The sequence below is a fragment of the Acinetobacter sp. WA-87 genome, from assembly GCF_039938935.1.
Lineage (GTDB): Bacteria > Pseudomonadota > Gammaproteobacteria > Pseudomonadales > Moraxellaceae > Acinetobacter > Acinetobacter seifertii.
Map to the genome: position 1 here is coordinate 220,073 of NZ_JBDUVF010000001.1, position 12,314 is coordinate 232,386.

Consider the following 12,314-nt stretch of genomic DNA (forward strand, 5'->3'; position numbering starts at 1 on the left):
GAAGAAAGAAAATGACAAAACCTAATACAAAGCCCACATTAGTTAGCCCTTTAACTTTAGCCCGTGGCATTACCATTCCAAACCGAATTGCCAAATCTGCCATGAGTGAACAACTTGCTGATCGGCATGGTTCACCGACCACTGACTTACAACAGTTGTATGCAGCTTGGGCCAGAGGTGGAGCAGGGTTATTAATTACCGGCAACGTGATGATTGACCACCGTGCTTTTGTGGAACCACGAAATGTGGTTTTAGAGTCAGCAGAATTTCTGCAAGCAAATAAGTTATGGGCTCAGGCTGCTCAGGCCAATGGCAGCAAAATTATTATGCAAATTAACCATCCCGGCCGTGTTGCAGTTTTACCACTTTTGAAAAAGCCAATAGCGCCTTCAGCAGTTGGGCTTGATCTACCTGCCATGAATATTATTCGCATTCCACGTGCGATGACCGAAGCGGAAATATATGAACAGATTAATCGATTTGCTCAAACCGCTCGACTTGCTATTGAAGCTGGTTTTGATGGAGTACAAGTGCATGCAGCACATGGCTATTTACTCTCACAATTTTTATCACCTTTGGCTAATGTTCGGACAGATCAGTGGGGCGGTAGTCCTGAAAACCGACGCCGTATGCTCATTGAAACAGTTCAGGCTGTACGAGCTGCAATAGGAAAAAACAAAATATTAAGCGTAAAACTCAACTCTGCCGATTTTCAAAAAGGTGGATTAAGCTCTGAAGAGTCGATAGATATTGCTTTAGCACTCGAAAAAGAGGGAATCGATTTACTCGAAATTTCGGGTGGAAATTATGAGTCTCCAGCACAGCTTGGATATACGCCAGAACGACAGGTAGAGCGCGATGCTTATTTTATAAATTATGCAGAAAGTCTAAGACAGCAAAGTAAATTACCACTCATGTTAACTGGTGGGTTACGCAAAGCGAGTTTTATGAATCAGATTGTGGCGGATGGAGTAGTTGACCTTGTAGGAATGGCTCGTCCATTTGCAACACAACCAGATGTGGCGAAACAACTCTTGTCTGGGAAATCGATAATAGAACCCGCTCATGTACCTTCAATTGGCTATAAACCTGTAGATGCCTATTTGCAACTCGCTTGGCATGCTTCGCAATTTCGCCGTATTAGCAGTGGGCAACAACCTAAAGCGATTAAGGGATTACTTAAAACCTTTGTTGCCTTTGGTCCGCGTATGGGATGTAACATTCTGACTCAGAAATAATGAATAAGAGCTTTTAATTCATCTTATTCATGGTCTATAGCCGCCATTTGAGCGGCTATATAATTTTCGAACCCTTGCGTAATCTAGATAATATTTGAGCTATGTACCTTATTCATCAAATTGTAAAACAACTTTCCCTTTTGCTCGTCCAGTATTTACATATTGGAGCGCTTCTTTAATTTGAATAAAGTCATAGGTTTGGTCAACTACGGGTTTAATTTTTCCAGCTTCTACCAGTTCAGTAATTTTTGAGAGCTGGTGACCATTTGGCTGCATAAATAAAAATGTATAAGTAATGCCGCGTTTTTTTGCTTTATGTCGAATTGACCAGCTTAACATCGGAATAACACATTTTAGGAACCAGTTCGGATTAATTGCCTCTGCAAAAGCGTGATCGGGAGGTCCTGAAATACTGATAAGACGTCCACCGCGTTTAAGTACATTGAGTGATTTTTCTAAAGTTTTTCCGCCTTGTGTATCTAAAACCACGTCATAGTCTTTAAGTTCTTGCTCAAAGTCCATTGTTTTATAGTCAATGATGATGTCAGCACCTAGCTCTTTCACCCAACCACTGTTTTTGGCACTAGTTGTGGTCGCAACCGTAGCGCCAAGTGATTTGGCAAGTTGAATTGCAATTGAACCTACACCACCTGAACCTGCATGAATAAGTACTTTTTGACCAGCTTTAACTTTTGCAATTTCAACTAGTGCTTGCCATGAAGTTAAGGCAACTAATGGTAGGGCTGCCGCCTGTTCCATTGAAATATTTTGCGGTTTCAGTGCAAGTGAAGACTGTTGAACCACAGTATATTCAGCAAAAGCGCCGTTTAAATCTGTCTTGGCATAGACTTCATCTCCAACTTTAAACTGGGTAACCTTCGATCCAACTTCTACGACTGTACCTGCAAAATCATTGCCTAATATAAAAGGAAACTTCACTGGGAGAATTGCTTTAAATTCACCCTCTAAAACTCTTAAGTCTAGAGGGTTAATGCTGGCTGCATGAACTTTAACAAGCACGGCATCTTCGGTTAGAGAAGGTTTGGGCTGTTCATCGAACTGTACGTGATCAATGTTGCCATAACGGCTAATGTAGGCTGCTTTCATTTGAAACCTCTATTTCTCGAAATTATTTTTAAAGTTTTATAGGCTTGGGTTTGTTCTAAACTTTCAAGCTGCGGTGAATTAATTTGTCAAAGATCTTTGCAGGTACAAATCGTCTTAACGCTTTTAAGCTTTTTGCAGTTTTTCCTGCTGTGTAGCGTGACACAACATGTTGACTTTGAATGACCGCTAAAATTGTATTGGCAACCACACTCGGGTCATCTGACTTATTAATTGAATTAATCATTTGTTTATGTAGCTTTTCACGCGTTTGATCGTAAAAAGAAATTTTATTGTCTGCTTCGAGTAAGTTTAATCCCAAAGACGTATTGGTATAAGCAGGTTCAATCAAAGACACACGAATGCCTTGTGATCTTAACTCGTGGTCTAAAGATTCAGAATAACCTTCAAGTGCATGTTTAGACGCAGAGTAAAGCGCGGCAAAAGGCATAGGTACAAGTCCAAGAATTGAACTGATATTTAAAATAAGGCCTGAGTTTTTCTGGCGCATGTGCGGAATAACTGCGCGAGTCATTCGAACGGCACCGAAAAAGTTGGTATCAAAAATAGCCTGTGCTTGCTGCATTGAACTTTCTTCGGCGCCAGCAGGTGCTATTGCAAACCCAGCATTATTAATTAAGACATCAATTTTTCCTTCGCTTGAGATGACTTTCTCAACGGCTTGGGCAACTGAATTATCTTGATTTACATCTAACTCAATAAGATAAAACTTATGATTTGATGAATCTTTTGCTCGTCGGCTTGTGCCATAAACCGTAAATCCTGCTTCATGTAAAAGCTCTGCTGTTGCCAAACCAATACCCGATGATGCACCTGTAATGAGAACTACTTTACCAGCCATATCATGTTCCTCACTTAAATTTTGTAGTCAATTCACGAATGAATTTCGACTTGATTTTTTAATCATAATCTAAAAATAAAATAGTTACTACTAAAAAGATAGTGACAATACATTTTTGTCCATGTATAGTTAGTACTAAATCGATATTAACTCTGTTTTTTATCTTTTCTCCCTTTGAAAGATCACTCATAAAAAACAGATAAATCAGATCAATGAATTAAATTTGAGGATCAGAGAAATGAAATTTTTATTAAATACAGTTGCTATGAGTTTGACGGCATTATCTGTTTTTAGCGCTCCCTTAACTCAGGCAGAAGTTGTGCCATCGGTTTCTTTTAATGAACCATCAATTCAGGCAAATAAAGTGTCATCAAGTGCTGTTAGCAATCCGCAAGCAGGGCAATACGCCGAGCAAGATACAAATTGGAAGAATGTACCAACTCAATTTATTAGTGCAGGTGGCGTTAACTTCGCTTACCGAGAATATGGTCAACAAAACGGTGGAACACCTGTCATTTTCTTAAACCATTTAGCTGCTGTACTAGATAACTGGGACCCACGAATTATTGATGGAATTGCGGCTAAACATCATGTTGTGGTGTTTGATAATCGCGGCGTTGGTGCTTCGACTGGTGAACCAGCAAAGTCAATTGAACAAATGGCAGATGATGCGATTACTTTCATTCAAGCAAAAGGGTTTAAACAGGTTGATTTATTCGGCTTCTCGATGGGCGGCATGATTTCACAAGAGATTGTTTTGAAGCAGCCAAATTTAGTTCGAAAAATGATTTTATCGGGAACTGGCCCTGCGGGCGGTACTGGAATTAGTACAGTCGGGCGAGTTTCTAATTGGGATTTAGTTCGTGGAATGGTGACTGGTCAAGACCCTAAGGTTTATCTTTTCTTCACTCGTACAGAAAATGGTAAAGCTTCTGCAAAAGCCTTTATTCAACGTATTAATGAACGTACTGAAAACCGTGATAAAGAAATCACTATTTCTGCCTATCGTGCCCAGCTTAAAGCATTAAAAAAATGGGGAAGTAAAAAACCTGCTGACCTTTCTGTGATTCAACAACCTGTTCTTGTTGCCAACGGTGATCATGACCGAATGGTGCCAACAGTAAATACTTATGATTTAGCAAAGCGTTTACCGAATAGCTCACTTGTAATCTATCCAGATGCAGGTCATGGGGGAATATTTCAGTTTAATGAAGATTTTGTAAAACAGTCACTTACATTCTTAGCGAAATAAGAACTTAAATTTAGGACTATGACCATGACAACAATTACACACCAAACAGCCGAGACCCAATTCATTGAAGTAGATGGAGCAAATTTTGCCTATCGTCGATGGGGTAATGCAAATACAGAGCAACCACCGCTATTTTTTCTTCAGCATTTCCGAGGCGGTTTAGACAATTGGGATCCACTGATTACTGATGGTTTAGCGCAAGGACGTGAAGTCATTTTATTTAACGGTCGCGGCATTGCTTCATCTACTGGCCAGCCCCGTACTCGCATTGAAGATATGGCAGACGACGCGGCAGCAGTTATTCGTGCACTAGGCTTAAAGCAGGTTGACCTATTAGGCTTTTCACTGGGCGGGTTTCAGGCACAAGATTTAGTACGCCGCCATCCTGAACTCGTCAGAAAATTGATGCTTTTAGGTACAGGGCCAAGAGGGGGTAAACCACGCGGTGATGACCCAGAAGTAGCTGCATTGGTATTGAAACATGCAACAACTGCTGTGCCATCTGAAGAAGACTTCTTCTTTTTATTTTTTGGCCGATCTGAAGCTGCTATTCAGGCGGGTCATGAATTTTGGCAACGTCGCCATGAGCGTAAAAACCAAGATCCAGCAAGTTCACTTGAAGTCATGCAGGCACAGATAGAAGCCAATATGCATTTTTTACCTAAACTTGATGAACAAGATCCTTTTGCACATTTACGTGAGATTAAACAACCTACTTTCATTTTAAATGGTGTCGATGATGTGATGATTCCAACCATCAATGCATATCACATGGCACTTAATATTCCAAACGCTCAGCTATTTATTTATCCCGATGCAGGACATGGTGCCCAATTTCAGTACCCTGAACGCTTCGTAAAACATGCAATCCAGTTTTTAGATGAATAATGCCCATGAGTTCGGTCCATTCAATTTGATGAATCAAGAAGATAAAAATGATGAAATTTAAATTATTGCTGTGGATGCTGACCAAGCTCATGCAGCGTTCTGTAAAAAAGAACCCGAAATGTGCAGCTTATGTGAAAGATAAAAATGTCATCTTTCAGATTCAAACAGCAAGTGGTGAAGGCCGCTATTTCGAAGTAAAAAATGGCAAGATTAACTCTTATTCAGGGCTAACCAAGTCACCAAGTTTTACCTTTACGTTTAAAACGGGTAGCAAAGGTTTTGCTGTGTTGTCAGCGAAAGATAGTGTAAACACTTTTTTAACTGCACTTAAAACACAAGACCTTGTCATTACTGGAAATTTTGTGGATGTGATGTGGTTTCAAAGTTTAGTGGACTTTATTCAACCCCATTCAAAACCCTCTTTAACTGTGTGAGATAAGCCATGACTCATCTGCAATTAAAAACGAATCTTTTGAATCAGCCTTTAACTTTACCGAATGGTGTCATCATTCCAAACCGGTTAGCGAAGGCTGCAACCAGTGAAACTTTAGCCAGCTATTCAAATAATCCAAACGAAAAACATGTTCGGCTATATCAGCGTTGGGCGGCATCAGGGATTGGGATGATCATAACTGGCAACATTATGATTGACCGCAAAGCCTTAGGTGAGGCTGGTAATGTGGTGGTTGAGGATGAGCGTGATTTTGCAATTTTACAGAAATGGGCAAAAACCGTGACCGAACAAGGTTCTCAATTGTGGGCACAGTTAAATCATCCGGGAAAACAATCACCGAAAGGATTAAATGTACGTAACATTTCTGCATCGGCAGTGCCATTTGGTGCAGAAATGCAGTCTTTATTTGCAACACCTGATGAAGCAACACACGAAGAGATTTTAGAAATTATTCAGCGTTTTGGGCGTAGCGCTGCGATATGTAAAAAGGCTGGCTTTAGTGGAGTTGAGATTCACGCTGCTCATGGTTATCTGATTAACCAGTTTTTGTCACCTTTGCACAATTTAAGAAATGATGAGTGGGGTGGTACACCAGAAAAACGTCGCCGTTTCTTAATGGAAGTTTATACAGAGATCCGAAAACAAGTCGGTAAAGAGTTTCCTATTGCGATTAAGCTTAACTCGGCAGATTTTCAAAAAGGCGGTTTTACCGAGCAAGACTCCTTAGAAACCATTCAAGCTTTAGCAGATGCAGGCATTGACCTGATTGAAATATCAGGCGGTACCTATGAGTCTGGCGTAGCCAAAGCACCACAAAAAGCATCGACAATCGCACGCGAAGCTTTCTTTATTGATTTCGCAGAAAAAGTAAGAAAACTCGTAAAAACACCTTTAATGGTTACAGGAGGTTTTCGTACTGTAGAAGGTATGAATCAAGCTTTGCAGTCTCAAGCATGTGATGTTATTGGGATTGCAAGAATTATGGCCATTGAACCTGATGTCCCGAAATATTTGCTGGCAGGAAAAAATGGTCTTCAGTCAGTGCAACTCATCAAAACTGGTATTAAGAAGGTCGATAGTCTAGGTATTATGGAAGTACTTTGGTATACCCAACAACTCAAACGGATTGGTAAAGGTAAAGAACCGAAACCTAAAGAAAGTGGCTTATGGGCATTTATTAAATCAGTTTTACGCAGTGGTTGGGGAACGTATGCCACTCAACGCGCACGAGCAAAATAACCCATTTACTTTACTTCAGGCCAATAAAAGCACTCCAATTGAGTGCTTTTATACATTTAAAATTTACTATTTTTGACTAATAGGGCGGGTTCCAATTTCTGCGCCAGTCATTTGGTCAATCACAATAGGCTTAATTTCTGTGCCTTGTTCTGCATCAATAAAAGTCACCATTTTTTCAGGTTGCTCAAAGGGCTTATATTTTCGACCCCATGCGCCAATCACAAATAAAGCTGGTAAAAAATCTTTACCCGCTTGAGTTAATACATACTCTTCACGTGGTGGGTGTTCAGAATATTGTCTTTTTTCGAGTAAGCCTTCCTCTACTAAAACAGACAAACGTTTAGTTAACATGGTTGGTGCAATGCCTAAGCTTTTACGAAACTGATCAAAACGTGTAAAACCTGCATGAGCATCTCGTAATATCAACATGCTCCACGCATCACCTAAAACTGAAAGTGTTCTGGCGATTGGGCAGACTTCAAGATTGCTATTTTTACTCATATCAAATTAATCAACTTAATGGTGACTACTAAAAAAATAGTAACACAATTCCACTTAATAAGCTATTAAGGGTTTGTATTAGTCTAAGAAAATGATTGTATTTATAAGATATTATTAAGTTGATATTTATAGTTTTAGTTAATAATGTAATCTAATGAAAAATAATAATTAATTAAATAATTTCTAGCCAATTTCACATTGACACCTTAATTTTTGAAGATTACCATTTGCGAGCTGGCCTACATTGCCAGTCGGTTTTGACGGACCGAGTAGTAAGACCACATCAGAGTTATTCCTTCTGAGGAATACTTATATGTGTGTGCACCCCGTTCCCTCCCGTAGCGGTAGGACGGGAGTGGGACACCTTCGGGTGTGCTGGAGTCTTACCCAGTCCGTCAACCTGCTTCCGTTCTGCCACCATAATTTATAATGCTTTGGCAGAACTCCCAAAAGAAGGAGTTGGCTATGCACATTCATAAATTATTGGCAGTCACTGTCAAAATCTATATCGACACCACTTAAATCACTTTAAAGCAGCTCGATCGCCGTAAGGTTTTCAGGCTTTAAATCGTCACAACTAAAACTTAGCAACAATAAAACTTGAGATGTGCCAAGCACAGTCTTTATGGCTTTGCTGTGCCTTTTTTTCTCCCAGAAAAGGCACAGGCTTTTTAATCTCTTTTAGAAACAACAAGAACTTAAAACGGTAAAACTATGTCAAATTTAGAAATATCTTCGAAAAAACTAAATGTTGTTCAAACTGCTATACGACTATTTACAACTTATGGGTTCCACACAGCAGGTGTAGACCTCATTTCCAAAGAAGCCAAAATACCGAAAGGCTCCCTTTATAACTACTTTCGCTCGAAAGAGCATCTCATTGAAATGTGCATTGCTTTTCAAAAGAGCAAGCTTAAAGAAGAAGTGCTCGCCATTATTTACTCAAGCCGTTACCGCACTTCAAAAGATAAACTCAAAGAGATTGTCATTTTACATGCCAACTTTAATAGCCTGTACTACCTTTTACTTAAAGCCTATTTTGAAACTAAAATCGCTTACCCACAGGCTTACCGTATGGCAATGGAGTATAGAAAATGGCTGCATCATGAGATTTTTGACCTTATTTTTAGTTTAGAAACTCATGATTTAAAACCAAATGCTGACTTGGTTTTAAATCTAATAGATGGCTTGATGTTCCAGATTTTAAGCTCAAATCGTTTGGATGAAAGGGATGTGGTGGTGGAGAGGTTTTTTGGGTAATATTTGTCAATGATTAATTCTAGATTTTACTCACTAAAGGTTAGAGATTAATTTAAAGTTATAACTGTAGATCATTAAAACTAAACAAATAATGAGGGGATTTTAATGCAAGATGTGAGGACAGGCTTATTAATACTTGAAAATAAAGAAGTTGAGAATATCGCTGAAGTCTATTCTTTTGAACAAATTAGAGAAATACTGATTTTTGCTCTAACTGATACTACTTCTGAATATTGGACTATATTAGCTCTAAACCTATTGAGTAAAAAAACCGAGTATATTTCTGATGAAATAATCTTAATGCTTAAAGAAATAGCTGGCATGCCAAAAAAATATACACAAAAAACCAGACATGAGGCATTAAAAATATTTAAAAAACAAAATGGAAATACTAATTAGGGGATTTATATGAATTGAATTTTTTAAAGAATATAGTAGTTTATTTAACATAAGCGTGGCTATGTATAGATTGGATATATCGCAGTGAAAATTATGAATGAAAACTACGTTAATATTTTCATAGTGTTGGAGTTGTATTGTGAAAAATATTAAAATGAAAAATGATACATGTCATTTTTTTACTGAACAAGATATTAGTACTAAAAAAATTATTAAAGTTTGCTTTGATATATCTGATTTTGAAGAAATTCAAGAGGTTTATGATTTTTTTGGCGAGAAAATATATGGAAATAATCGAGAGCACTTGAATGACATTCATGCAAATACAAAATATTTTGGAAGTAATTTGTCTGCATTTCATGACTACTTAAGAGGATATCTCATTGGTGTTTTTCTAGAAAAAAGAGATGAAATTTTATCAGTAATTATAACTAATAAAAACAATAAAAATATTGATGAGGATTGGTTGGCTTTTTTTAATATAATAGTGCAAACTTTTTTTGATTCGCATAGAGATATAAAATATGCGCTTTATATGACATTAGATTTTTCAAGAAGTATCATGGTTAATATGATGGATTATTTTAGTTTTTTAATTTCTGATTATAAGAATAGACCAAAAGATGAACTGGATGACAGTGGTAATTATGTGAGATATTTAACTTAATTTATGAAGTTAAATTATAACCGTTATATAGAAATAGAGTAGAAAGCAGTGCATGTTGTAATTGAGCAATCAGTTCTTAGAACCAAATCTCCATTTTTTATTATTGCTAAAAATTTCTTTATTTTTGGATTGCTTTGGATTTTATCTTCATTCTTGTATGGTGTTTTTGACTATGAGTCATATTCTTCCATATTTATTTATCTAATTAGTTTCTATGCTACTTATTTTTTTGGATATTTAATATCTAAACCTATTGTTTTAGATCTTGACTCTAATACTTTTAATCGAGTTAAGTTTTTAAGCCTTATATTTTTTGCTCTTTATTATGTAATAATACCTCTACGGTTCTTTCTATTTGATATTAATAATGAGTTATATGGTTTTAGAGTTGGATTTGGGTTCGTTTTTCCGTTCTGGACACTAACCCCAATTTTTATCACTAATCTGAAGAATAAGTTTTATATTTATTTATGTGTCTTACTATGTGCTCTAGAAGTAATTTTTTGGATATTGTTTTTTAAAATGAGTGGGTCTGAATTTTACAAGAGACCTTCATTTGTTGCTATGTTCACAAGTTCTCTTGTATTCGCCTTAACTTTTCCTTGGTATTTATCCTGGCTAAGAGAAATAGACATCAATAAATGGGTTTTACCATTCTTTTTTAAAGAGTATAGATTTACATCTAAACTAATATCATGGATAGCAATAGGACTTGGTAGTTTATTTATGTTTTTATTCTATCTTTTCTTCTAAAAAAGAATTCTAAAAAGGAGTACCTATGAGATCTTTATATCAGGTAGCAGCTAGTCAATTGGGTATAGGAGTATGGTACCAGAAAGGATTTGAACAAAATGGTATTTTGTTTATTCGACCAAATCATTACCACCCATCGGAGGCTATGGGGGCGCAATGTGCAAATTGTAATACGATTGTTTGGATAACTGGACGTAATGATCCTATTTTAAATGAGGAGTTGCCAGAATATGCTGTTAATGGTGGTCCTCTTTATCGTAATTATATTGAGAATAATACTAAAAGGTTTTTAAACTCTTTACCTTCATGTCCACATTGCTATCAACAAGCCTATGATTTATTTATAAATAGTACAATTATGCCGAGATATCAAAATGGGGACTACTATTCATTAGAAAGTGATCTAGGTCCTAATGAAGAAATGTCAGCTAAAGTCAAAGATATACCAGTGTGGTGGTATGGTGATGAAGCCGAGGCTAAAAGTTTGAGTTTGAAATTGTTATAATATTTTTAAATATACGCTTGATAATCAATAAACTATTACTTATGAAGATTTTGCACATACTTGAATTAAAGGTTTTTTGTAAAACCAGAGGCACAATGACGTGAATTTATATCCGATACCTACTGATTTTATCAATCAAAAGGTGAACCTTTCATGGTGTGATATCAAATGGGGCTATGAAAATAATCTGATTACTTCGGAACTGCCAATCAAAAAAGCCGAAAATATTGTATTAACGGAGATCTATACTAAGGCCGAGCTTGAGTTGTCATTCCTTATACCGAATCAATCAAATGATATCTTTCCCTTTTTGAATGAATTATGTTCAGAGACTAATGAAGATTCGATGATTAGAGAAAAATGGCTTTATATACTTCTTAGCTGGCTTTGGATTAAACGAGAAAGATTTGAAGATCCTTTAGATGAAGTAGAAAGTATTTATACAGATTTTGATTGTCCAGTCGAAATGGATAGTTTTATTAAATATATGCCTCCCACAGATGGATACGATCCCTCATTGTATTCTTATGCAGAAAATATTAATCGCTTAATGAAGAATTGGGAGAGCTATTTGCAAAAGAGTGCTGAAAAGTATAAGTGAAGCACTATGCGATTTATGAAGCTTAAGAATATTAGGCAAATTTTTTTAAATACTGGAGTACCATCAAATGCTACAAGATATTGGGGATCAGTATCCAAATGGCGCAATTAATAAAGAAATTATTGAAAATTTTGCAGCTACCTTAAAGGTAACATTTCCACCTGAATATGTTGAACTTATTTCTCAACATGATGGAATTTATCCTGAAATTTCTAGCTTTGACTATGTTGACACTGATGGTGAACTAAATATCAGTACAATAGAGTTAGGAGGATACTTGCATGAACCTCGAATAGAAGGAATGCAATTTCCCGAAGGTGATGATGACTATGAGGGAAAATTGATAGGATTTGGTTCTACACCTGGTGGAAATTTCATTTGTTTCGATTACAGATTCCCTTGGATCAAAGATCAACCTAAGATTGTGCTTGTTTTACACGATGAATTCTATGATTTTGGAATAAATGAGGGTAAAAGAAAGATTTTATATCTAGCTGATAACTTTGTACATTTTATAAATTCATTACATGAATTTATTGAGTATTAGCAATCTACAATAGTTTTTTAATTTTTAAATAAAGCTTTATTTAA

Annotated in this window: 15 protein-coding genes; 12 read left to right on the plus strand and 3 right to left on the minus strand. The window is 36.7% G+C overall.

Annotation, left to right across the window (positions count from 1 at the left end; genetic code table 11):
* Positions 1-11 precede the first annotated feature (11 nt).
* Positions 12-1,238: an NADH:flavin oxidoreductase/NADH oxidase family protein gene (locus ABFY81_RS01090; RefSeq protein WP_347912816.1), complete on the plus strand. Its 1,227-nt coding sequence runs from the start codon at positions 12-14 to the stop codon at positions 1,236-1,238.
* Positions 1,239-1,346: 108 nt separating this feature from the next.
* Here the strand turns inward: ABFY81_RS01090 and ABFY81_RS01095 are convergent, their stop codons facing one another.
* Together ABFY81_RS01095 and ABFY81_RS01100 are read right to left on the minus strand one after the other, a co-directional pair.
* Entirely contained in the window at positions 1,347-2,345 is a 999-nt protein-coding gene (locus ABFY81_RS01095) for an NADP-dependent oxidoreductase (protein ID WP_347912817.1), read from the minus strand.
* Positions 2,346-2,400: 55 nt separating this feature from the next.
* Positions 2,401-3,204, minus strand: coding sequence for an oxidoreductase (locus tag ABFY81_RS01100; RefSeq protein ID WP_347912818.1), 804 nt, complete (start codon positions 3,202-3,204; stop codon positions 2,401-2,403).
* A 238-nt stretch (positions 3,205-3,442) separates the two neighbouring features.
* Between ABFY81_RS01100 and ABFY81_RS01105 the strand changes: the two genes are divergently transcribed.
* Genes ABFY81_RS01105 through ABFY81_RS01120 form a run of 4 tightly spaced genes read left to right on the plus strand, consistent with a single transcriptional unit; the run spans position 3,443 to position 7,037 of the window.
* Positions 3,443-4,456, plus strand: coding sequence for an alpha/beta hydrolase (locus ABFY81_RS01105; protein WP_347912819.1), 1,014 nt, complete (start codon positions 3,443-3,445; stop codon positions 4,454-4,456).
* Between the two features lie 24 nt (positions 4,457-4,480).
* Positions 4,481-5,344 (plus strand): alpha/beta hydrolase, encoded by an 864-nt coding sequence (locus tag ABFY81_RS01110; protein WP_347912820.1) that lies wholly within the window; start codon positions 4,481-4,483, stop codon positions 5,342-5,344.
* 47 nt (positions 5,345-5,391) lie between these two features.
* Complete coding sequence (locus tag ABFY81_RS01115) at positions 5,392-5,778, plus strand: helicase (RefSeq protein WP_347912822.1); 387 nt, start codon at positions 5,392-5,394, stop codon at positions 5,776-5,778.
* A gap of 8 nt (positions 5,779-5,786) precedes the next feature.
* Positions 5,787-7,037 carry an NADH:flavin oxidoreductase/NADH oxidase family protein gene (locus ABFY81_RS01120; protein ID WP_347912823.1) on the plus strand — a complete coding sequence of 417 codons (1,251 nt, stop codon included), beginning with the start codon at positions 5,787-5,789 and terminating at the stop codon, positions 7,035-7,037.
* A 66-nt stretch (positions 7,038-7,103) separates the two neighbouring features.
* Here the strand turns inward: ABFY81_RS01120 and ABFY81_RS01125 are convergent, their stop codons facing one another.
* On the minus strand, positions 7,104-7,538 hold the full coding sequence (locus ABFY81_RS01125; protein WP_347912824.1) for a helix-turn-helix domain-containing protein: 435 nt from the start codon (positions 7,536-7,538) through the stop codon (positions 7,104-7,106).
* A 714-nt stretch (positions 7,539-8,252) separates the two neighbouring features.
* On the opposite strand from ABFY81_RS01125, the gene ABFY81_RS01130 reads away from it, so the two are divergent.
* The 7 genes from ABFY81_RS01130 to ABFY81_RS01160 all read left to right on the plus strand — a co-directional run bounded on the left by ABFY81_RS01130 (position 8,253) and on the right by ABFY81_RS01160 (position 12,270).
* Entirely contained in the window at positions 8,253-8,798 is a 546-nt protein-coding gene (locus tag ABFY81_RS01130; protein ID WP_347912825.1) for a TetR/AcrR family transcriptional regulator, read from the plus strand.
* A 105-nt stretch (positions 8,799-8,903) separates the two neighbouring features.
* Positions 8,904-9,197 (plus strand): hypothetical protein, encoded by a 294-nt coding sequence (locus ABFY81_RS01135; protein ID WP_347912826.1) that lies wholly within the window; start codon positions 8,904-8,906, stop codon positions 9,195-9,197.
* A 139-nt stretch (positions 9,198-9,336) separates the two neighbouring features.
* Positions 9,337-9,864 (plus strand): hypothetical protein, encoded by a 528-nt coding sequence (locus ABFY81_RS01140; RefSeq protein WP_347912827.1) that lies wholly within the window; start codon positions 9,337-9,339, stop codon positions 9,862-9,864.
* A gap of 48 nt (positions 9,865-9,912) precedes the next feature.
* The gene (locus ABFY81_RS01145) at positions 9,913-10,617 is read left to right on the plus strand and encodes a hypothetical protein (RefSeq protein ID WP_347912828.1); all 705 of its coding nucleotides are present in this window, start codon (positions 9,913-9,915) and stop codon (positions 10,615-10,617) included.
* Between the two features lie 25 nt (positions 10,618-10,642).
* The gene (locus ABFY81_RS01150; protein WP_347912829.1) at positions 10,643-11,122 is read left to right on the plus strand and encodes a hypothetical protein; all 480 of its coding nucleotides are present in this window, start codon (positions 10,643-10,645) and stop codon (positions 11,120-11,122) included.
* A gap of 100 nt (positions 11,123-11,222) precedes the next feature.
* On the plus strand, positions 11,223-11,723 hold the full coding sequence (locus ABFY81_RS01155) for a DUF2247 family protein (RefSeq protein ID WP_347912830.1): 501 nt from the start codon (positions 11,223-11,225) through the stop codon (positions 11,721-11,723).
* 67 nt (positions 11,724-11,790) lie between these two features.
* Complete coding sequence (locus ABFY81_RS01160; RefSeq protein WP_108010657.1) at positions 11,791-12,270, plus strand: SMI1/KNR4 family protein; 480 nt, start codon at positions 11,791-11,793, stop codon at positions 12,268-12,270.
* Positions 12,271-12,314: the final 44 nt, after the last annotated feature.

What these genes read in the sequence shown, in the direction of transcription:
- ABFY81_RS01090 (WP_347912816.1), top strand. Translation starts at nt 12, where the DNA reads ATGACAAAACCTAATACAAAGCCCACATTAGTTAGCCCTTTAACTTTA.
- ABFY81_RS01125 (WP_347912824.1), bottom strand. Translation starts at nt 7,538, where the DNA reads ATGAGTAAAAATAGCAATCTTGAAGTCTGCCCAATCGCCAGAACACTT.
- ABFY81_RS01160 (WP_108010657.1), top strand. Translation starts at nt 11,791, where the DNA reads ATGCTACAAGATATTGGGGATCAGTATCCAAATGGCGCAATTAATAAA.
- ABFY81_RS01100 (WP_347912818.1), bottom strand. Translation starts at nt 3,204, where the DNA reads ATGGCTGGTAAAGTAGTTCTCATTACAGGTGCATCATCGGGTATTGGT.
- ABFY81_RS01115 (WP_347912822.1), top strand. Translation starts at nt 5,392, where the DNA reads ATGATGAAATTTAAATTATTGCTGTGGATGCTGACCAAGCTCATGCAG.
- ABFY81_RS01120 (WP_347912823.1), top strand. Translation starts at nt 5,787, where the DNA reads ATGACTCATCTGCAATTAAAAACGAATCTTTTGAATCAGCCTTTAACT.
- ABFY81_RS01110 (WP_347912820.1), top strand. Translation starts at nt 4,481, where the DNA reads ATGACAACAATTACACACCAAACAGCCGAGACCCAATTCATTGAAGTA.
- ABFY81_RS01135 (WP_347912826.1), top strand. Translation starts at nt 8,904, where the DNA reads ATGCAAGATGTGAGGACAGGCTTATTAATACTTGAAAATAAAGAAGTT.
- ABFY81_RS01105 (WP_347912819.1), top strand. Translation starts at nt 3,443, where the DNA reads ATGAAATTTTTATTAAATACAGTTGCTATGAGTTTGACGGCATTATCT.
- ABFY81_RS01150 (WP_347912829.1), top strand. Translation starts at nt 10,643, where the DNA reads ATGAGATCTTTATATCAGGTAGCAGCTAGTCAATTGGGTATAGGAGTA.
- ABFY81_RS01095 (WP_347912817.1), bottom strand. Translation starts at nt 2,345, where the DNA reads ATGAAAGCAGCCTACATTAGCCGTTATGGCAACATTGATCACGTACAG.
- ABFY81_RS01130 (WP_347912825.1), top strand. Translation starts at nt 8,253, where the DNA reads ATGTCAAATTTAGAAATATCTTCGAAAAAACTAAATGTTGTTCAAACT.